Here is a 21621-nt window from a genome sequence, read left to right on the forward strand (position 1 = left end):
AACGCTTAATAAGGGAGTTATCATGCAAGCTCAATCCGTATTATTGCTCGGTAGCACAGGTCAAGTAGGCTTAAAAGTAGCGCAGTACTTGCTCCAACATACCGACGCAACGCTCACATTTGCCTCGCGCAGAACAGCCTCATTGCCCAGTGCAATATTGCAATTCCAAGACCGTATAAGCACGGTTCAACTGGATGCCCAAAATCCTGACGACTTGCAAGCTCATTTAAAGGAGATCGAGCTAGTCGTCGCATGTGTTGGTCCTTCAGGCATTATCGGTGACCAAATAGTCTTAGCATGTAAAAAATTAAACGTGCCCATTATAGATGCCGGTGGTTACGACCCCGTTTACGCATCACTCCATGAGCATGAAAAGCACAACAAGAGCAAAGTGCCACTTATCATTAACGTAGGTTTGTTACCCGGCCTCTCAGGTGTGTTCCCTAACTATCTTATGCAACAACGCAGCAATGGCAAAACTGTAAAGTCCATAAAAGTGCAATATGTTGGCCGAGACGCTTGGAGCTATAACTCGGCGTGGGACATTATTCATGGACTCGGTGATTTTGGGCACGAGCGTGGGTTTTGCTATTTAGAAAACAAACAAATTAAGTCAGAAAAGTTCTCCAAAGCAGGCACAAAGGCACATTTTCCAGCTCCCATTGGTACGACATCAACCATGCTGATTTATGCAGAAGAAATTGTACAGCTTGCCAACAAGCAAGGCATAAAAACAGCTAAGGTTTATGGTGCCAACTTGGGCCCTCGCGCTATGTTTGTTTGCATGATCGCAAAGATATTTAAGATGTATAAAAATCATAAAAATATCGCTCGTGCTGCTCGCTGGTTATGTAAGGCTTCGGCTAAAGATATGCGTAAGCTCCCACCCGTTTATGGTATTGATGCCGAAATCGAGTGTGCTGATGGCAGCATACAGCGCGGCCAGATCATTCTTGAAGACACCTATCAGGCGACGGGCTTTATTATAGGCATTACAGCCAAGCAATTACTTAACAATCAAATTACCAAAGTTGGTCCTATGATGCTGCATGAAGCCGTTGATGCCAGTGACTTTATTAGCGATTTAGAACAAGCAGGAGTTGTTGCAAGCCTCACCCTCTCTGGATCAGACAAAACTGCTAAACAGGAGGCCGCATGAGCAAAAAAATCATCGTCTTAGGGGGCACTGGTGAGTCAGGCAGGCGCATCATTCATTTACTCAGTGCGCGTCATCCTGATCTAAAACTGAGCTGTGCAGCAAGGCGAACACCAAAGGCAGGAGTAATACCAGATCACATAGAATATGTCGCTTTTGATATTAACGACCAAGCCAAAAGTATTGAAACTTTGCAACAATTTAACTTAGCAGTCATTGCATTAGGCCCTATGGATAAATTTGCCATGCAAGCACATCAATTGTGCCTAAGCGCGAATATTGATGCTGTCGATATCAACGACAGTCTGCATGCAGCGGAGCAAGTGCTTACACTAAACACTGAGGCCAAGTCAAAGCAGCGCCTGCTGCTTACTGGCATGGGCTTCTCTCCAGGGATTTCTACATTATTATTGACTGAGCTTGCTCACAAAAAAGCGTCAGCTAAAGGACACTACCAGTGTCGTTTATATATGGGCGCCGCGTATGGTGGCGGTGAAACCAGCCCTCAGGCAATTTTAGCAAGTTAATACACCTTGGCAAGACGAACAACATCAGTTTGCCTTCCCTGCCCTGAAAAAGCCTGCGGACCTTATTCCATTTGCAACACCAGAAGTGGCTGGGCTTAGCTGTGAAGATGTTGCCGAAGACTTAGATATTAAGCACCTTGATAGCCGTTATCATATCCAGCACTTAACGCTTGGATTTGCGAAATTCATGAGTAAATATCGTCTTGGAGAGCGCAAGAATGCGTTTTTCTCGAATATGTTCTTTAATAACGGTCAAAAGCTTAAAACGAAAAAAGACTCCGACCCAGACACTTGCTTGTGGGTATACCCAGACAATGCTCCACAATCAGGATTGATATTACATGGCGTCGTTTCTTCTTACGAGCTTACAGCCAAAATGGCATGTGTGGCCGTCGAGTGCTGGCTAAATAACGCATTTTCTACAAGCTATGGTGTAACAGCAGTAGAGCACCTAACTTATGATACGCGTCAAGTATTGTTACAAACGCTTGCGCTTTATGGTGTAACAGCCAAACCAGCAAACGAACAGAACATCCATCAAGCGGATCAGCAGTTTGGTTGGGTAGACAGTGTTTCGTCAGACATAAATAGTCTAAGAAACTTAGGTTTAAACTGGTATACCGTGACCAAACAACACCCAAAAATGGCCAAGCGACAACAAGAGTATCTTTATAAATCACAGATTTGGCATGCACTCAAAGCAGCCACAAATACATTCAGTTTTACTCGGTTTGTGATCTCAACTTTGCTTGCCTGGCAACGTGATGGAAAGCGCCTACAGCATTGGCGAGATAAACATCCGGGTGAATACAGTGAGATATGGCAATCCATCACACGCGATATGAGCATGTTTACCTCCGGTTACGCCAATGCCAGAAAAGTATTAGGCAAAGAGCAAGCCTATCGGTTGTACCGCGAGATGTTTTTAGCAACAGGCAAAATGGAAATGCGCTGGCTATGGCCAAATCCTGAGTCCTTTAATATGTTCGCTCAAAAAGAAGATGCTATTTTAGAATACTGGCTAACTTGGCTACGAAATTACGCTAAACTTGGCCTATTTACGCTTAAAGAGTCAATAAATGGTTCGCAAGCGATTACCATTTCAATCACAGATTGTGCATATGCTGCAATGTTTAAAGAGCTGGGCTGCCCTGAGCTTGTAAACATGGTGAGAGAAATGGAGCAAGAAGCACTAACCTTTTTAGCAAGCCAGAGTAATTTAGATATTACTTGGAACATCAAAAGTGATGGCGCAGCAGACATAACCTTGAACAAAGCTAAAAAGCTCCAAGCCGTGAGCTAAGTTCCTACTCAATAAGGGTATGACTTTTATTCACGGTGAAGCGAGTAGTTTTAGCTATTTATCCAGAGTTCAGGTTATTTAGTATGCTTACTCTGACGATAACGACACGCCATTGCGGCTTGGTTCGCGATCAACCCAAAACAAGGCGTTGAGATTTAATGTGCATGGGCTCCTGAACCAAGTTCAGGCTCCCAAATGTGTAACTTCACGATCTCAGGAGCGCGATGTTTGTGCTAGTTGGTCAAATTAAATTGCCAACGATGGTAGGCGCCAAGTTTAGCCGAGCTTCCTTAGGAAGCACGTCAAACTGTTTTCTAAATGCCACGCTAAAATGACTAACATTGCTGTAACCCAACGAGATTGCCGTTTCAGTCACATTATTGTCCTTCAGTAAATTCATTGCTTTGTGCATTCTTTCTTCTTGGAAACAGCCGTACACGGTATTATTAAACAATGCCTTGAAACCTTTCTTAAGCTTGCACTGGTTTAACCCAACCGCCTTAGCCACATCTGAAATCGTCGGGGGGCTGCTCAAATCAGCAAGCAAAAAGTCTCTTGCTGCCATAAGCTGCTTTTTCTCTCGAAGTGGGATCTGGTTACTAATATCAACTGACTTAAGCGCGGTGAGATGCCAATATAAATAATCTAGAGTCGCAGAATGTAATAGAAGTGGTTTGCTTTCCTGCTCTTTTATCAGCTTATAGATGCGATTTGCACATGCACTGACTTTGCGACAAGGACCACTTTGCTTCACAAAGAACGACATATTCTTGCCAAGATCAATGCCACTGAGCTCTTCACCAGCAAGCTCAGCAAGTACTTCTGGCTTTATCATGATTTCTAGATTGCTAAAATCATTGCTGTGATATGCACAGAAACTCTCACCACTTGAAAAGCCAATATTGAAGTCTCCGCACTTACATTGTAAAAGTTTATTGCTTACTGTCGCTTCGAACTTCCCCGCCAGAACACTATTTAAATGAATATACTGGTCATCGCCAGGGAATACGTGTTTGGTATCGGCAGCCCCCATATCTTGTGCTGTAGATAAGCTGACTGAAAGACCGGGCATCAACTGTACAAAGTTATGTCCAACCGTACTTTCAATTTGCTGCTGTTCATTCACTATGTTTATTTCAATGTCACTGCAAAAAGTCATTTTAAAACCTTACCTATCCTTTGCCGTATCACCCTGACATATCTCTAATTAACACCTCCACATCCTTTGCAAGACCTTTGGAGGATACATATATTATCTAGAATCACCACAAATGAGACTATATCACAACATTATCGCAAATAAAAACAATTTTCATTTACAAGTATTGTACAGTAATCACCCATGAAAATGATATATTTGGCACCTAATGGCTATTTCGTTGCCGTGCCATCATGACATTCTAAAAGTCTTATGTGCCTTTACACTTTAAAACCACAGACTTGATTTAGTGTACTCGTTCATTGTTTTACAAACGGTTCGCGGATCCTTTGTAACCATTGAACATCTTGTTGTTCAACGGCTTTAATTGAGATAAAACAAACTATTGCTCTAAGTGACGCTTCAGCAATAGTCAGAGCATCATTAGCGTCATTTTTATTACCAATAAGAAAAGGTGGGGTGACTTTACATTATGGCTGAGCTTTTCAATTCAGCGTCCCACGGATTAACACCACTGAGAGAGATTTGGATACATATTCATCACATTACAAGAGATGTCCCCCCATCGCAGTTCCTGTTCATAAAAAGCACATGATCGGTGGTGTGGGGGCTGGAAGTTAGAGACCTCCGGCTACCCGATTATGTGATAGCTGCTCACTCTGGCAGCCCCTCGAATTCTGGCACAGAATCTAAACCTTTATCCCAAAAAGCTTTGCTAGATGCAAAGATGTGAGCTGTTGGTGACATAGAGACCTCTGTATCCAAACACCCGGCGGGAATGCTGAGCAGATGTAATGGTCTAATGAAACTGGACAGGTTTATAGCGTAAAATGAGCTAAACCCAAAAGGTATCACTATGACCAGAAAATCAAAAGTAACACTCAGTGCACAACAAAAACTTGAATATGCCAAATTAATGGTAGAAGAAGGTTATACCAATAAGCAAATTGAAGAGATGTCTGGCGCAGGAAAGTCAGCAGTATCACGTTGGAAGCAACAATATCTATCTGAGCTAGATGGTAAGAGCCCGGGAAATGTACAAGCACTCACACCAGAACAGCAACGTATTCAATTGCTAGAGAAGCAGCTACAGCGAGCTTTAAGGGATAATGATATATTAAAAAAAGCCACCGCTTTCTTCATTCGCGACAATCAAAATTTAAAGTAATTAAAGCGTTGAAGAAAGCGACCCCAAGCTATACGGTATCTGAGTTGTGTCGTGCTTTAGAAGTCAGTACAAGTAGTTATTACTATGCGCCCGTCGCGCCAAATAAGTCAGAGCAGGCACTGCTGGAGTTAATTAAATCTATCGCTGACGATTCTGGTTATACGTATGGTAGACGCAGAGTGAACGTTGAACTGAATGCGTTAAATCATACGATTGGAATATATAAAACAGCGGCACTGATGAAAAAGTTGAATATAAAAGCCATCAGGCCGAAGAAAAAACATTACTACCCTAACTCAGGTGATGAACATAAGTACGCACAGAACCTCTTAAAACGAGAGTTTAACCCTGATTCACATAACACGCATTGGGTCGGTGATATTACCTATAGTGTGCTCGGAGTTCAGCACTAGCAAGGATTGCTTTAATGAACTACAAGTCTATTTGAAATGCGTAAATTAAATAGCAGAAGCTAGCTAATTTGCGTCGCTACTTGGTTGTGCAAGTAGTTGAGTCTGGGCAGCGGTGACTCATTGTATGCTAATGAGGTGACGTAACCTGCTGACAACGGGAAGTGAGGCGAATTCGTTAAGCCAAGATGCTTCTCTAGACTGAGTATTGGACGGATGAAGAACATGAACCGATTAACCCGCATCTGTGGGCTGAAATGTCGCCACTGCCTACACGAATTAATAGGCAGTATGATACTAATAGAGTGTTATAGGTAGGTGCATTCTATTCGATTTAGTAGATGACAAATATGCATCTATTAATGGACAAAAGTTTACGTCACAATTTAAGCGTTTGAGTATCATCACCTTACAGCACGATAAGGTTAAAGACTGCGATCGGCATCCCCCCCAATATGTTTGAGTTCAAATAGGTGAACCGAGGAAGGCTTGCAGTGAATGTTAAGGGAGCAAGACCCCGATGACACGCAAGTTGGCGGAGCGTTCGTAGTAGTCCGAGATGGGGAAAGCCCATTACATGGCGAAGGGGCGCAGTTTAATTGATTTGCGTGAGCAAATTATCTGACCTTAATGGGGTGAAGACCTTTGATAATCAGTGAAATGCAACGTAAATTAGCAACATGGACAGCAACCGATAAAACGCATCGCGTTAATCGATTACTGCGCCTTATCAGTCACCCGCAATGGCTTTGCCAAGCGGCCGAGGTAACGCTTTCTTCAAAGGGGGCCAAAACACCTGGCATTGATGGGATAACGAAAATTCATTTACAGGCTAATCTGAATGACTACCTAGATGAAATCAGAGATGATTTACTCTCAGGTAATTATCAACCTATGCCTGCCAGAAGAATTTATATTCCTAAAGCCAATGGGAAGCAACGCCCTTTAGGTATACCAACCTTAAGAGACAGGATAGTGCAACGTGCCATGCTCATGGCGATGGAACCAATATGGGAAAATGACTTTCATTCATTATCTTATGGTTTTAGACCTGAGCGAAGCGTTCATCATGCCATTCGTACAGTTAAGCTACAGCTAACTGATGCAAATGAGTCGAGGGGACGTTGGGTAATTGAAGGAGATCTATCAAGTTACTTTGATACAGTTCACCATCAATTATTAATGAAATGTGTGCGAAAGCGTATTAGTTGCCAGAGATTCAATAAATTACTTTGGCGATTTATAAAGGCAGGTCACATTGAACGTAATTTATTCTGTGCTACAAGCGAAGGTGTACCACAAGGTGGTGTTATTTCTCCACTGCTATCAAATATCATGCTCAACGAGTTTGATCAGTATTTGGATAAATGTTACTTAGGCAAGAAAGCACGTAAAAATCGTTGGTACTGGAATCGTACTATTCAAGATAAGCGCAGTATTGCACTAAAGGAAAATAGACAATGGAACCCTGCGGTTGCTTATTGTCGTTATGCCGATGATTTTCTCGTGATTGTCAAAGGTAATAAACAACAAGCAGAAGCAATTCGTGATCAGTGTCGAAACTTCCTTGAAGGTAAGCTAAAACTTACGCTTAATATGGAGAAAACCCATATTACCCATGTAAATGATGGGTTTATCTTCCTTGGACATAGGATTATTCGAAAGCGTGGACCAAAAGGTAATATGCGTGTGGTGTCTGGTATTCCACATGGTAAAGCTAAAGCATTTTCTCATTCATTGAGCCAAGCTTTATCAGGAGATCATAGTTGTAGCAAGATAGACAAAGTTGAACAGCTCAATCGTAAACTTAAGGGCTGGTCACAATTTTATCGACACACTGATTATACCGCTAAAGTTTACAGTAAAATTGATCGTATTATTTTCTGGAAACTTGCTAAGTGGTTGGCGAGGAAATATCGCTGCTCTATTAAGTCATTAATGATGAAATGGATCAAACGGCCAACGCCAAATCAGGCAACGACATGGGTGTTGTTTGGTGAAAGTAATCGCGGTAATTTATGTGGTGCATCACTATTTAGGTTAGTGAGTAGTCCTAAATTACAATTTCGATGGCGATTACCCGAATCAAACCCATATCTTAGAGATGAAATTAGAAACACCGTCACGTCTCGCTATAACGATGTTGCAATGGCTGTTAGCCACAATTAAGCGGAGAGCCGTATGCGCTGAAAGGTGCACGTACGGTTCGGAGAGGAGAAGCAGAGAAATAGTTCGACTACGCTCTGCCTCTTACTCTACTTGAAAGAGGGCTGACTTCTACTCGGTGCTCAATTGCGAAATTTGAGTAATAAGACTTTTAATGAGGGAAAGCAAATGAAAGAAAAGGTGCAAACCAAATCTTGTGCGCCCACAACCAATGGGGGGTGGCACAGCATAGACTGGATGACTACCAACCGAAAGGTTAAGTCATTACAGGCAAGGATCGTAAAGGCTCAAAAGGAAGGCAGGTATGGTAAAGTTAAAGCTTTACAAAGACTGCTAACCCACTCTTATTCTGCCAAAACCTTGGCAGTAAAAAGAGTGACAGAAAACAAAGGTAAGAAAACATCTGGCGTTGACAAGGAAACTTGGAGCACACCAGAAGCTAAATGGAAAGCCACTCTATCATTAACCAATACAGGGTATAAGGCAAAACCGCTGCGCAGGGTCTCAATCCCTAAAGCAAATGGTAAGCTAAGACACCTAGGCATACCAACGATGCGTGACCGAGCTATGCAAGCACTTCACTTACTAGCCTTGGAACCAGTATCAGAGTGTATGGCTGATAAAAATTCATACGGCTTCAGACCTCAAAGAAGCTGTGCGGATGCCATTGCATACTGTCACGTAATTCTGAGCAGTAAACGATGCGCTCAATGGGTGTTGGAAGGTGATATAAAAGGATGTTTTGATCACATCGATCATGAATGGCTGCTCAACCAAATCCCAATGAATCAAAAGATTCTCAAGGAATGGTTAAAGGCAGGAGTAGTGGATGGTAACTTATTCTCTAACACAGACGAGGGAACACCACAGGGCGGAATTATCTCGCCCGTACTCGCCAACATTGCATTGGATGGAATGGAACACCTGATAGAAACTATATCAGGTGTAAAACATAGGGTCAGTGGAAAAACCAAACTTAAAACGAATCCTAACAAAGTTAATTTTGTGCGATACGCTGATGATTTTATCGTCACAGGGTCTTCCAAAGAACATCTGGAATCAACTGTGAAACCAGCACTAATCCAATTTCTCAAAGAAAGAGGTTTAGAACTATCTGAGGAAAAAACCAAAATCACACACATTGACGAGGGATTTGATTTTTTAGGTCAAAATGTACGTAAGTACAAAGGTAAACTGTTGATCAAACCATCCAAAAAGAATACCAAAAATTTTCTAACCAAAATTCGCTCAACTGTAATGGTCTAATGAAACTGGACAGGTTTATAGCGTAAAATGAGCTAAACCCAAAAGGTATCACTATGACCAGAAAATCAAAAGTAACACTCAGTGCACAACAAAAACTTGAATATGCCAAATTAATGGTAGAAGAAGGTTATACCAATAAGCAAATTGAAGAGATGTCTGGCGCAGGAAAGTCAGCAGTATCACGTTGGAAGCAACAATATCTATCTGAGCTAGATGGTAAGAGCCCGGGAAATGTACAAGCACTCACACCAGAACAGCAACGTATTCAATTGCTAGAGAAGCAGCTACAGCGAGCTTTAAGGGATAATGATATATTAAAAAAAGCCACCGCTTTCTTCATTCGCGACAATCAAAATTTAAAGTAATTAAAGCGTTGAAGAAAGCGACCCCAAGCTATACGGTATCTGAGTTGTGTCGTGCTTTAGAAGTCAGTACAAGTAGTTATTACTATGCGCCCGTCGCGCCAAATAAGTCAGAGCAGGCACTGCTGGAGTTAATTAAATCTATCGCTGACGATTCTGGTTATACGTATGGTAGACGCAGAGTGAACGTTGAACTGAATGCGTTAAATCATACGATTGGAATATATAAAACAGCGGCACTGATGAAAAAGTTGAATATAAAAGCCATCAGGCCGAAGAAAAAACATTACTACCCTAACTCAGGTGATGAACATAAGTACGCACAGAACCTCTTAAAACGAGAGTTTAACCCTGATTCACATAACACGCATTGGGTCGGTGATATTACCTATAGTGTGCTCGGAGTTCAGCACTAGCAAGGATTGCTTTAATGAACTACAAGTCTATTTGAAATGCGTAAATTAAATAGCAGAAGCTAGCTAATTTGCGTCGCTACTTGGTTGTGCAAGTAGTTGAGTCTGGGCAGCGGTGACTCATTGTATGCTAATGAGGTGACGTAACCTGCTGACAACGGGAAGTGAGGCGAATTCGTTAAGCCAAGATGCTTCTCTAGACTGAGTATTGGACGGATGAAGAACATGAACCGATTAACCCGCATCTGTGGGCTGAAATGTCGCCACTGCCTACACGAATTAATAGGCAGTATGATACTAATAGAGTGTTATAGGTAGGTGCATTCTATTCGATTTAGTAGATGACAAATATGCATCTATTAATGGACAAAAGTTTACGTCACAATTTAAGCGTTTGAGTATCATCACCTTACAGCACGATAAGGTTAAAGACTGCGATCGGCATCCCCCCCAATATGTTTGAGTTCAAATAGGTGAACCGAGGAAGGCTTGCAGTGAATGTTAAGGGAGCAAGACCCCGATGACACGCAAGTTGGCGGAGCGTTCGTAGTAGTCCGAGATGGGGAAAGCCCATTACATGGCGAAGGGGCGCAGTTTAATTGATTTGCGTGAGCAAATTATCTGACCTTAATGGGGTGAAGACCTTTGATAATCAGTGAAATGCAACGTAAATTAGCAACATGGACAGCAACCGATAAAACGCATCGCGTTAATCGATTACTGCGCCTTATCAGTCACCCGCAATGGCTTTGCCAAGCGGCCGAGGTAACGCTTTCTTCAAAGGGGGCCAAAACACCTGGCATTGATGGGATAACGAAAATTCATTTACAGGCTAATCTGAATGACTACCTAGATGAAATCAGAGATGATTTACTCTCAGGTAATTATCAACCTATGCCTGCCAGAAGAATTTATATTCCTAAAGCCAATGGGAAGCAACGCCCTTTAGGTATACCAACCTTAAGAGACAGGATAGTGCAACGTGCCATGCTCATGGCGATGGAACCAATATGGGAAAATGACTTTCATTCATTATCTTATGGTTTTAGACCTGAGCGAAGCGTTCATCATGCCATTCGTACAGTTAAGCTACAGCTAACTGATGCAAATGAGTCGAGGGGACGTTGGGTAATTGAAGGAGATCTATCAAGTTACTTTGATACAGTTCACCATCAATTATTAATGAAATGTGTGCGAAAGCGTATTAGTTGCCAGAGATTCAATAAATTACTTTGGCGATTTATAAAGGCAGGTCACATTGAACGTAATTTATTCTGTGCTACAAGCGAAGGTGTACCACAAGGTGGTGTTATTTCTCCACTGCTATCAAATATCATGCTCAACGAGTTTGATCAGTATTTGGATAAATGTTACTTAGGCAAGAAAGCACGTAAAAATCGTTGGTACTGGAATCGTACTATTCAAGATAAGCGCAGTATTGCACTAAAGGAAAATAGACAATGGAACCCTGCGGTTGCTTATTGTCGTTATGCCGATGATTTTCTCGTGATTGTCAAAGGTAATAAACAACAAGCAGAAGCAATTCGTGATCAGTGTCGAAACTTCCTTGAAGGTAAGCTAAAACTTACGCTTAATATGGAGAAAACCCATATTACCCATGTAAATGATGGGTTTATCTTCCTTGGACATAGGATTATTCGAAAGCGTGGACCAAAAGGTAATATGCGTGTGGTGTCTGGTATTCCACATGGTAAAGCTAAAGCATTTTCTCATTCATTGAGCCAAGCTTTATCAGGAGATCATAGTTGTAGCAAGATAGACAAAGTTGAACAGCTCAATCGTAAACTTAAGGGCTGGTCACAATTTTATCGACACACTGATTATACCGCTAAAGTTTACAGTAAAATTGATCGTATTATTTTCTGGAAACTTGCTAAGTGGTTGGCGAGGAAATATCGCTGCTCTATTAAGTCATTAATGATGAAATGGATCAAACGGCCAACGCCAAATCAGGCAACGACATGGGTGTTGTTTGGTGAAAGTAATCGCGGTAATTTATGTGGTGCATCACTATTTAGGTTAGTGAGTAGTCCTAAATTACAATTTCGATGGCGATTACCCGAATCAAACCCATATCTTAGAGATGAAATTAGAAACACCGTCACGTCTCGCTATAACGATGTTGCAATGGCTGTTAGCCACAATTAAGCGGAGAGCCGTATGCGCTGAAAGGTGCACGTACGGTTCGGAGAGGAGAAGCAGAGAAATAGTTCGACTACGCTCTGCCTCTTACTCTACTCAGGAACCATCAAGGGTGGAGCTACTTGGCCTGTGTGTTAGACTTATCAACGAGGGAAGTTGTAGGGTATGCCTTATCAACAAGCCCAAATGCTGAATTGGCTATAGCAGCATTGAATAATGCTATTAAGCGTCAACAGCCGGTTCTTAATCAACTGATGTTTCATTCCGATCAGGGGTGTCAGTATTCTGCGGCCTCGTTTAGAGCTCGGTTATCACAACTAACTATAACGCAAAGTATGAGTCGTCGAGGTAATTGTTGGGATAATGCAGTAATGGAGCGATTTTTTAGAAGTTTAAAAACAGAGCGACTGAATCGCCTGTCATTTATAAATCATCATTCAGTTATAAGTGAGGTGGACAATTATATTCAGTTTTACAATTACAAACGTAGGCATTCTACGCTTAATTATATGACGCCACATCAGAAATATAATGAATTAAAAAATGCCGCTTAGAATCTCTACAGAATTTGTTGACCATTACAAGACCTACCTCATGAATGCTTGGCATTGCGGAGCCGCAGAATTTACAAAAACTTTTCTTGTGACGAGTGCCTGGAAGCGTGAAGGTAGTCACAGAATCTGAGCCCGCCAACCAGGTCAACTTAGCTGACTTCGAAAATAAATTGGCCGTATGAGCAGACCCTGTATCCTTTTGGCAATGCTGACAATGACACAGGTAAAAACCGTCGAACTTCCCTTGCACTTCAAATTTTGCATTGCCACACAGACAAGAACCATAATAATCAGTCATCAAGCTTCCCTCTATTTTCTGTAACACAACGCTTTGGAGCGGCTGGAGCGCAGCGTAGCCATCCCAGCAGCGTTAGCGGCGACAATAGCGCCTTATTATGTTTCATTACGGCTACGCAGTAATTTACTAAGCTCTTGCTTAGATTGTTCTGGTGTTTTGCCAGCCGTGTCCAAAACAATATTAGCCGTATGCCATAATTGATATTCCCTTAAAATTACGCTTTCCCAGTTAGGAAGTACAAGATTTGGAATATCCGTTTTTCGGTTTTCTACTCTGATTCGATGTTCTGATGTATTTGAGCAGATGATTTCTATTTCTTTATAAGGTGCCTCAGCTTGTTTAGCTATGCTTATCCATGCTTGCCGAGACTCCCCAACTGGATTGGTAGAGTCAGCTACTACAGAGAGACCGTTTCGTAAATTGTCCAATGCTGTAGAAAACGCAATTTTATAGCCTTCATCGTAAAGATTTTTAAAACCTGCATTACGTAATTCTTGTTCAATGGTGTCGATGCGAATGTAAGCCGCACCGATAGACGACGCTAAATATTTAGAAAGTTCGCTCTTGCCTGTTCCAGGCAAGCCACCGAATATATACAGCATCGAAATCTCCGAATTTCACCTGAACCAACGCCCAGTTAATTTGTGAGTCAAATGCTGACGGGCGATTTGCTCCGCAAATGGTATGACAGTTTTGACGAATCAAAATTCAACAACTTGTTAGTTATCTGATATACCAACTATTTTACTACGTCTTTCCATAAGAACAACGTCACGCCAAATGTCATTCATTTTTCCAAGTTTTTCACGAACACCAAGCTGGCGAAAATCGTTATTCTCGTGGAGTTTTATACTACTTATATTTTCTGGAAAAATGGCAGCTTGTAACATCCACACATTATTTTTTTCGGACTCTAAAATTAGATGCGATAGTAATTTTTGACCTATACCTTTGCCTTGAGCACTAGCTGCGACATAGACACTAACCTCCGCAACTCCAGAGTAGACTTCGCGGCTTGAAATTGGCGAAAGTGCAGCCCAACCTAAAACATTATCATGCTCTACAGCTACAATACGAGAATGTTCCAGCATTGAAGCATTCCACTCATCCCAGCTTTTAGCAGTGAGTTGAAATGTAGCATTTCCAGTATCAATTCCTTGCTGATAGATAATTTTTACGAAGGGATAATCGATTCGATCAAATTTTCGGATAAACACAAAATGCTCCAATGGCAACTAGCGAGCCTGTAGAATAACTCGTTTTTAATTTATTTTTATTGATGGTTTAACCATAGCTGAGTTGCTATTTTGATTCAATCGTTTACTTCGATTTCACATAAAATATAAAAAGAAGGTTTGCTGTTGTTTTAATTGGCATTTTGGCAGGTGTTACAGGTGTCTGAGTGGCTTTTTTGAGGAGCTAAAAGTACCTTTACTAGTGTATCGTATTTTCACATACCAATTTTAGCCTTCAAGTTCATCCTCATTTACTTCTCATTCCCTTCTCTTTGTGCAAAAAAATTTAGTGAATTATTCACAAAGAGGTTGAGAGGCGCTGCGCTTTAGAGGGCAATAAGTAAATGCTGTGCTAATAACGTAAGGGTTTTTGCGGATCGCTCCCTATATGTTTTTGCCATAAGCTACTTGCTTAACTGGTGCATAGACAGACGAAGTCAACGAATTTGTTTATTGATTTAGAATTGACCGTCCATTTATAAAAACGGTCAAAAAGAACACGAGTGCCTATTGACAGAGTTAAGGCTCATATGTGTTAGGTGCTATCTGATCTAAATCGGATACTCAAATTCACCGATATAGATTAACTCAAACCCATCACCGCTAATTGATTTAGGGTTCTCTATTTCAGATTTTGACACAAACAATAGCACGTTAGCATCTGTTAAATTACATTCTGAAGCCACCTTTGCAACTGCTTCTGACCAATGTTCAGAATACGAATACGGACTGAAAAACTCCGCTACAGTAGCGCCATCATCTCTTGCGCCCATTTCCATAAAATCATGATCAATGAAAAGCTCATCTTGAGAACCACAAAACGCAGACAATGGCTCATCATCATCTTCTCCGTAGTGTTCCTCTAGAAATGCATTGTATTTCCAGTGATCCGAAACTCTCCCCAAATAAAAATGTGATACTTCAGTTTTACTCATAATTTAGTTCTCTGGTACACCAACGCCGCCATATGGGGCGCGAAAATGCTTGGCTATACTTTGCGACGAAGGAACGCAGCCAAGCGTTTTGCGTCCCTGCCATAATGACCTTGTTATTTGCCCGTGCTACAATCTGAACTTTGTAAATATTGATTTCGCAACCCAAAGCACAATGGTATAAATAAGCACTAAAGTAACAAGCATTCCCGACAACCCTAAAATGACAATATGAGTTGGTATTTCTCGCAATGGTTTATTAACGTCAACACCCAATACATTTCCCGTATAGTGAACTAAATACACGAATGAGAAAGTGGCTAAAAAAACTAGAAACGTATATACGAAATAACGAATTATTTTAGCCTTGAAATTGGGTGCTGCATCAAACCTGTAGTTAAATTTATTCAAGAATTCCGGAATCCTTGTAGGGCAACGAGCCTGTAGAATAACTCGTTTTTAATTTATTTTTATTGATGATTTAACCATAGCTGAGTTCCTATTTTGATTCAATTGGTTACTTCGATTTCACGTAAAATATAAAATAGGGCTTGGTGTTGTTTTAATTGGCTTTTTGGAGGTGTTTGAGTGGCTTATTTGAGGTGATAAGTGCCTACCCTTATTAGTGCAGTATGTTTTACGCATGCTAATATTAACCTTCAAGTTCATCCTCATTTACTTCTCATTTCCTTCTCTTTGTGCAAAAGATCTTTAATTGAATTATTCACAAAGAGTTAAGAGCCGCTGCGCTTTAGAGTAATACAGATTCTAGCCCCAAAAGTATTTGCGCGGCGGGGGACATTACTACCGAATAGCCAACGCTAATCTGCTAACGGTGGATTTAGATCTCTGGATCAGTCGTAGGATAAGTATGTGCTACTGGCGGCAATGGCGCTATTTATAAGAAATAGCACGCACTAAAGTGCGCAGTTTAATAAAACTGGGGGTCAGCGAACGACTCGCCATAGCATGTGGTATCACCAGTACCAAAAGTAGCGCTTGAAAGCGAAGGCCCTTGTAGAAGCTCAAAAACAAAAGGAATTAATATTGCGCTAGGCAATAACTACTTAGCTTCACAAGGTTTAGTGTCATTGAGAGATATTTGGATCAATATTCATTACGGGAGATGAACCGCCCATTGCACTTCCTGTTAATAAAAGCGCATGATCGGTGGTGTGGGGGCTGGAGGTTAGAGACCTCCGGCTACCCGATTATGAGTTAATTAGGTTTAGAGCGATGAAACTCTTTTCTAGGTGCTATTTGTGCTACACGAGAAGCAGTAACACCATATTTTTTTGCCACAGCATCTGAGCGTTCACCGCTTGCGACTTCTGCTTGGATAGCTTGATTTCGTAGACTCATTACTTGCTGTTCTAGCCTGGCAATATCTTGTCCTTGGCTTTCAATAATCTTGTCGTGAGTTTCAACTCTATTTTCTAATTCCTCTTGCGCCTTGGCGATGGACTCCAAGGCATTGAGTATATGATTTTTCTTTCTGGCCATGTGCAACTCTCTCTGACTTAAACTGATTTAATTGAGTGCCTAGATTAAATCAATTTAAGTGAGCGTGCAACAAATTAAATGGATTTAATTAAATTGGCTTAATTTTATGAATCTGGAGGGGGGGGAGGGAGACTCATAACATTTTAGTATTTATGCGACACGCAGTTTGTGTTGCATAATCGCTTGTTGGGCTGAGGCGCTACCTGCTCGGTGTGTCAGAGTTGGTGTTATTTATGCTATGGGTATTTGCTTTTTAGGACCTAAGCTATATCAAGCCAATTTAATTTGGCGTGCCTGTCGTATCTAAGCTGTCCCTGCGTTACTCAGCGTTTATTATGTATCCATTAAACCTAATGTTTAACCGTTAAGCAATTATATTTTTCGTACGCACAGTCGTTACTGACCTGACCTGAGCAGTTCAGCAGGTTAACGAGTTGATTTGATGCAGCAAGCAAGGCTGCTAACTCGTTCTAACTATTTCATTCGTCATTCGTCGCAATATCTAAATTTATCACACCAATAAATCGCAAGATGCCAATCTTGCATGTTTCCCGATCGTATCACTTGAGTAGTTGCGACTTACATAAACACAAACTTCAATGTCTGGTTATCACTCTTAGCCGAACTTCGTCAAAGTGGCAAAAGGCAAATTGAACCTCCTTTTTTAATTTTTATTCGCTGTTATTTTTTCGGCAATCGCATTCGTGTAAGCGTATTATCAGTTAAAACATAGTGGTGGAATAAGGCAGCGGCTGCATGTAGTCCAATCAAGTAATAGCCAATTTCCCCTGCAGTTTCATGCAGCCCTTTGATGGTTTTAGCTAAGTCTAAATCTTTACTGGCCAATGGCGGCAGCTCTAGACCAAAAAACGGAATTGGTTTGCCTGCCGTGCTCAAAATTAACCATCCAGCAATAGGCATAGCAAACATGAAACCATACAAAATAAGATGCACTAGTTTGGCCAGGTTATTTTGCCACTTAGCTGGCTCTGGTTTTATATCAGGAGCCGAACCATCTACTATGCGAGCAACTAGCCTAACGCTTACTAAGGCTAAAACCGATAAACCAAGCATAAAATGCCACATTTTAAAGGCATCTCGGATTGTAGTCCCTTTGTCGAATAATTCGCGCAGTTCAATGCTTGCGTACACAGCGACAATCAATATGAACATAAGCCAATGCAAAGCAATGGAGAGCGTATTGTAATGAGTTGTTGTGTTTTTTAAATTCATAATGCCTCTCGAAAAAATGTAGCGTCCTCATCAACCTAGCTCTTATGTTTTGGGAGCTTGAAAAGGTAGCCTCTCCCCTTGTACGTATTAAATACTCCACTATAAAGTAACCTATCGTTACTAAGTATTTAGTGATCTAAAACATAAATTTATATTTTAAAACTATGGTTAAATATGGTTGGTTAAGCGTAAACAGTGAAACTTAAAATAAACTTAAGTGATTGCATAACAAAATAACAACCGTTGGTTACCTTTCGAGAAGTATTTGCTAGTTAAACTAATAGCTTATGGCTTAGCACTTTACTAAAACCCCGACCAATGTGGTCAGGGCTATTAAAAGTGGTACCAGCGGCCGGACTTGAACCGGCACGCCTTGCGGCAGGGGATTTTGAATCCCCCATGTATACCAATTTCATCACGCTGGCATCATTTTTCTTTAACCTTCTAACATGAGAAGATAAAGAAAAACCACTTTAGAGCTAAGACTTATCAAACCGTCTTCGTCTCTATGGCAAGCATTATACAAACAATCAGAGGAGCAGCAAGCGTTTTTTACAAAACCCTGATCAACCGCTTAACAATTAAGCAACCATTAACATTCGCTCATTAAAGCGAGCTACGCTACAACTAGTATTTGTCTCGCTATTTGCTAAACTAGCGCGCAACTTAACTTTGTGAGTGTGTTTATGTCTGGTGAATTTCCACGTGCGGGCTTTTGGCGTCGCTTTGCTTCATTGATTTATGATTCTTTAGTCGTTATCTCATTATCTATGTTGACTGCCATTTTATATTTTGCGGCTATTCAGAGCTTAATTGCACTAGGCTTTATCCCACAAACTGAAGATCCTGCGGCCTTTATACAAGACTCTCCGTTGCTATATGGTATTCGTAGTGTCTTATTTGTTGGTGTAAATGTTGTATTTTTTGCTTATTTTTGGACTAAGAGCGGGCAAACGATTGGTATGCGGGCATGGCGTTTAAAAGTACAAACGCGTGATGGTGAGCTGATCAGCTGGTCACAAGCGGTTATTCGCAGCATGTCAGCCCTGCTTGGTTTGGGTAATTTAGTGGTGTTAGTTGATTTTAAAAACAAGCGTGCACTGCAAGATTATATTTCTAAAACCGAGGTTGTTGCGCTAACTAAAGAAGAAAACAAACGAATTTATCGCTCATTAGATTAAATTTTTTAGGAGCTAGCGATACATCTAGCTCCGTGCGTTATTAATTGCGCTTATTCAGCAAGTAAGTAGCAAAACCAATGAAGATAATACTCGGTAGAGTAGCACCGATAATTGCTGGAATTTGATAAACCATTACCACAGGGCCAAATATTTCATTGGTTAAGTGAAATACGATCCCCGTAACAACTCCCATCACAATCCTTGCCCCCATGGTTACTGTACGAAGTGGGCCAAATATAAACGACAGCGCTACCAGCAACATCACAGCAATTGATACTGGCTGCATTATTTTGCGCCACAGCGCTAACTCATAGGTACTGGTGTCTTGCTCATTTTGCTTTAAATAACCTAAATATGACCACAACCCTGTAAATGATAGTGACTCAGGCTTGACCGATACCACACCGAGCTTTTCAGCGGTCAGTTGTGAATCATAAAACTCTTCATCTTGCTGCTGAGTATTAATTTGCTCTTCGCCCAATTGCACTTTATTTACATCGCGCAATAGCCAACCATCTTTGCGACTTACGGCTTCTCGCGCTTTGGTGATTTGCGTAAGTTGCAATGATTTATCAAAGTGATACATATTTACGCCATGCAATACGCCGTTTTGGTCAACATCTTCAATATTAATAAAGTTATTACCATCTTTGGCCCATACGCCTTGTTGTGCATTAAACACATCACCACCATGAATAGCGTGGTTACGCATTTCTTTTGCTTTAAGCTGTGCAGCCGGTGCGCCCCACTCGCCCAGTGCCATCATGCAAAGCGCCATAAATATTGCAGTTTTCATTACTGAGATAATTATTTGCAAACGCGACATACCCGCGGCTTGCATCACCACCAACTCACTGTTTGAGGCAAGCGCTCCCAAGCCAGTTAAACCGCCGATGAGTGCAGCCATGGGGAAAAACACCACTAAGTCACCTGGCATGCTATACAAGGTATAAAGTAACGCGGTTGCGATATCGTAACTACCTCGACCAACTGATTTAAGCTGCTCAATAAATTTAATTAAGGTGCTTATCCCCACCAATACCATCAGCGCAAAACCAGTGGTTTGCAAAATACTACGGCCTAAGTACCAATCAAGCATTTTCATCATGCGCCTAACTCCCGCTTGGTGATGACAGCTTTAAGCCAAGCACCGAGTGGCCGTCCTTTGATAATCAAAAAACCTCCTATAAATAGTGCTGTAAAGTGGATCCACCATAAGCCAATCGACGGCGGGATCTTGCCATCTTCAACAGCAAATTTTGCTGCATTAAGTAAGATAAAATAACCTAAATATAAGCTGATTGCAGGGACTAATTTGGCAAATTTACCTTGGCGTGGATTAACCACACTCAAAGGTACCGCCAATAAAGTTAGCAAAGGAATAGAAAGTGGGATTGCAATGCGCCATTGCCACTGCGCTACAGCTTCAGAACCCTTCATAGCGAGTAAGTCGATAGTGGGGACGGCTTCAAGTTTTCGGCGTTGGTGTTCAATCTCTTGTTCGCGTATTTGTACGCTGTAGCCGTCAAACTCGGTTAAATTGAGTTCAGGGGTTTTGCCATCGGTTTCGTAACGCTTACCATCACTAAGCACTAATTGCTGCTCACCATTTTCTTGCTCTACCACCACTCCGCGCTCAGCATAAACTAAACGGGCTAAGTTGTCTTTTTCGCTGTCTGGTAGCTGGGCTACAAACACCTTATTTAATTCTTTACCGCCATTTTCAATGTTATGAATAAACACCACGGCTTTTTCATTGCCTGTTTGCTGGAATCGCCCCGCCCGTAATGCCGATAACCCAGCATCCGCTTTGGCTTGTTCTTTTAATTGATATTCTTGTTCACTCGCCCATGGTGCAACATATAACGTGAGTATGGCGGCTAATAATGCTAGTACCACACTTGAAATTAAAGTAACACGCACGACATACCACTCACTCACCCCGCAGGCTTTTAACACGGTCATTTCACTGTCGGCATAAATTCGACTATAGGCGAGAATGATCCCTAAAAAGATACTAAGCGGTAATATAAGTGACGCCAGTTGTGGTAACTTGAGTGCAATCATCGATAGCACTAGCTTAGCAGGAATGCCGCCTTCAGAGGCATCGCTTAAAATAACAACAAACTTTTGTGACAAAAAAATTGTCATCAAAGTTAAAAATACGGCGACCTGAGACTTTAAAACTTCAGTGGTCAAATAACGGAAAATTAGCAATGATCGCCCCTGTTAAACATGGTGTTTCACTTCAAGAGTAAGAAAATTTGAGTAAACTTAAGGTTTTATTATATGTCATCAGCATTATACCCAAACCACCTCAAGATGCGAGTTTCAGTTGGAATTAAAAGCGATTTAGGCAAGGCATTGATTGCAGGTAATAGTGGTTCTATTGTTAAAATCAATAACGCAGTATAAATCGCTTTTAAACCAACCCCCTGGGCGTTTCACAGACACTTACTCTCATCGTTGTTACTTCTTAAAAGGGACTGCCATTCTTGCAAAGTAACGCCTTGATATTAAGCCCCTGTGAAACGCTGAATTCTGCATCTTGAGGTAGCTTGGGTATAGATATCCTACCTAGCAACTCGATAT

Annotated in this window: 16 protein-coding genes, 1 tRNA gene and 4 pseudogenes; 11 read left to right on the forward strand and 10 right to left on the reverse strand. The window is 41.3% G+C overall.

Annotated elements, in window-relative coordinates:
* The first annotated feature begins 22 nt into the window (after positions 1-22).
* The 3 genes from NDQ71_RS08060 (at position 23) to NDQ71_RS08070 (ending at position 2986) form a co-directional block, all read left to right on the forward strand.
* Complete coding sequence (locus NDQ71_RS08060; protein ID WP_192542152.1) at positions 23-1159, forward strand: saccharopine dehydrogenase NADP-binding domain-containing protein; 1137 nt, start codon at positions 23-25, stop codon at positions 1157-1159.
* Positions 1156-1683: a saccharopine dehydrogenase NADP-binding domain-containing protein gene (locus tag NDQ71_RS08065; RefSeq protein ID WP_301562547.1), complete on the forward strand. Its 528-nt coding sequence runs from the start codon at positions 1156-1158 to the stop codon at positions 1681-1683. The genes NDQ71_RS08060 and NDQ71_RS08065 overlap by 4 nt, the downstream gene beginning before the upstream one ends.
* 85 nt (positions 1684-1768) lie before the next feature.
* On the forward strand, positions 1769-2986 hold the full coding sequence (locus NDQ71_RS08070) for a hypothetical protein (protein WP_301562548.1): 1218 nt from the start codon (positions 1769-1771) through the stop codon (positions 2984-2986).
* Between the two features lie 241 nt (positions 2987-3227).
* Here NDQ71_RS08070 and NDQ71_RS08075 read toward each other — a convergent pair whose 3' ends face one another.
* On the reverse strand, positions 3228-4145 hold the full coding sequence (locus tag NDQ71_RS08075) for a helix-turn-helix transcriptional regulator (protein ID WP_192542150.1): 918 nt from the start codon (positions 4143-4145) through the stop codon (positions 3228-3230).
* Positions 4146-5001: 856 nt separating this feature from the next.
* Between NDQ71_RS08075 and NDQ71_RS08080 the strand changes: the two are divergent.
* The 6 genes and pseudogenes from NDQ71_RS08080 to NDQ71_RS08105 form a co-directional block, all read left to right on the forward strand.
* A pseudogene (locus NDQ71_RS08080) lies at positions 5002-5702 on the forward strand (IS3 family transposase); the annotation flags it as partial.
* A gap of 666 nt (positions 5703-6368) precedes the next feature.
* Positions 6369-7892: a group II intron reverse transcriptase/maturase gene (gene ltrA, locus NDQ71_RS08085; protein WP_192543234.1), complete on the forward strand. Its 1524-nt coding sequence runs from the start codon at positions 6369-6371 to the stop codon at positions 7890-7892.
* Positions 7893-8057: 165 nt separating this feature from the next.
* Positions 8058-9137 (forward strand): annotated as a pseudogene (ltrA, locus tag NDQ71_RS08090) (group II intron reverse transcriptase/maturase); the annotation flags it as partial.
* A gap of 71 nt (positions 9138-9208) precedes the next feature.
* Positions 9209-9909 (forward strand): annotated as a pseudogene (locus NDQ71_RS08095) (IS3 family transposase); the annotation flags it as partial.
* A gap of 666 nt (positions 9910-10575) precedes the next feature.
* Positions 10576-12099 (forward strand): group II intron reverse transcriptase/maturase, encoded by a 1524-nt coding sequence (gene ltrA, locus NDQ71_RS08100; RefSeq protein ID WP_192543234.1) that lies wholly within the window; start codon positions 10576-10578, stop codon positions 12097-12099.
* 80 nt (positions 12100-12179) lie between these two features.
* Positions 12180-12647 (forward strand): annotated as a pseudogene (locus tag NDQ71_RS08105) (IS3 family transposase); the annotation flags it as partial.
* On the opposite strand, the gene NDQ71_RS08110 reads toward NDQ71_RS08105, so the two are convergent.
* From NDQ71_RS08110 to NDQ71_RS08125, 4 genes are all read right to left on the reverse strand, one after another.
* On the reverse strand, positions 12595-12945 hold the full coding sequence (locus tag NDQ71_RS08110) for a GFA family protein (RefSeq protein ID WP_263973448.1): 351 nt from the start codon (positions 12943-12945) through the stop codon (positions 12595-12597). The pseudogene NDQ71_RS08105 and the gene NDQ71_RS08110 sit on opposite strands and share 53 nt — an antisense overlap.
* Before the next feature lie 95 nt (positions 12946-13040).
* Positions 13041-13547, reverse strand: coding sequence for an AAA family ATPase (locus NDQ71_RS08115; RefSeq protein ID WP_192542910.1), 507 nt, complete (start codon positions 13545-13547; stop codon positions 13041-13043).
* 117 nt (positions 13548-13664) lie between these two features.
* Positions 13665-14162: a GNAT family N-acetyltransferase gene (locus tag NDQ71_RS08120; protein WP_192542911.1), complete on the reverse strand. Its 498-nt coding sequence runs from the start codon at positions 14160-14162 to the stop codon at positions 13665-13667.
* A gap of 569 nt (positions 14163-14731) precedes the next feature.
* The gene (locus NDQ71_RS08125; protein ID WP_192542912.1) at positions 14732-15115 is read right to left on the reverse strand and encodes an immunity 22 family protein; all 384 of its coding nucleotides are present in this window, start codon (positions 15113-15115) and stop codon (positions 14732-14734) included.
* A gap of 781 nt (positions 15116-15896) precedes the next feature.
* On the opposite strand from NDQ71_RS08125, the gene NDQ71_RS08130 reads away from it, so the two are divergent.
* Positions 15897-16016 carry a group II intron maturase-specific domain-containing protein gene (locus tag NDQ71_RS08130; RefSeq protein WP_225736754.1) on the forward strand — a complete coding sequence of 40 codons (120 nt, stop codon included), beginning with the start codon at positions 15897-15899 and terminating at the stop codon, positions 16014-16016.
* 314 nt (positions 16017-16330) lie between these two features.
* Here the strand turns inward: NDQ71_RS08130 and NDQ71_RS08135 are convergent, their stop codons facing one another.
* The 3 genes from NDQ71_RS08135 to NDQ71_RS08145 form a co-directional block, all read right to left on the reverse strand.
* Positions 16331-16615: a hypothetical protein gene (locus NDQ71_RS08135; protein ID WP_192542913.1), complete on the reverse strand. Its 285-nt coding sequence runs from the start codon at positions 16613-16615 to the stop codon at positions 16331-16333.
* Positions 16616-17296: 681 nt separating this feature from the next.
* The gene (locus tag NDQ71_RS08140; RefSeq protein ID WP_301562549.1) at positions 17297-17848 is read right to left on the reverse strand and encodes a cytochrome b; all 552 of its coding nucleotides are present in this window, start codon (positions 17846-17848) and stop codon (positions 17297-17299) included.
* A 340-nt stretch (positions 17849-18188) separates the two neighbouring features.
* Positions 18189-18273 (reverse strand) — tRNA-Leu (locus NDQ71_RS08145).
* A gap of 261 nt (positions 18274-18534) precedes the next feature.
* Between NDQ71_RS08145 and NDQ71_RS08150 the strand changes: the two genes are divergently transcribed.
* Positions 18535-19029 (forward strand): RDD family protein, encoded by a 495-nt coding sequence (locus NDQ71_RS08150; protein WP_192542915.1) that lies wholly within the window; start codon positions 18535-18537, stop codon positions 19027-19029.
* Positions 19030-19069: 40 nt separating this feature from the next.
* On the opposite strand, the gene lptG is transcribed toward NDQ71_RS08150, so the two are convergent.
* The gene (gene lptG / locus NDQ71_RS08155) at positions 19070-20137 is read right to left on the reverse strand and encodes an LPS export ABC transporter permease LptG (protein ID WP_192542916.1); all 1068 of its coding nucleotides are present in this window, start codon (positions 20135-20137) and stop codon (positions 19070-19072) included.
* Entirely contained in the window at positions 20134-21246 is a 1113-nt protein-coding gene (gene lptF / locus NDQ71_RS08160; protein ID WP_192542917.1) for an LPS export ABC transporter permease LptF, read from the reverse strand. Before lptF ends, lptG begins: the two co-directional genes overlap by 4 nt.
* Positions 21247-21621 lie beyond the last annotated feature (375 nt).

Source organism: Pseudoalteromonas sp. KG3 (assembly GCF_030436385.1).
In the GTDB taxonomy this organism is placed as follows: Bacteria; Pseudomonadota; Gammaproteobacteria; order Enterobacterales; family Alteromonadaceae; genus Pseudoalteromonas; species Pseudoalteromonas prydzensis.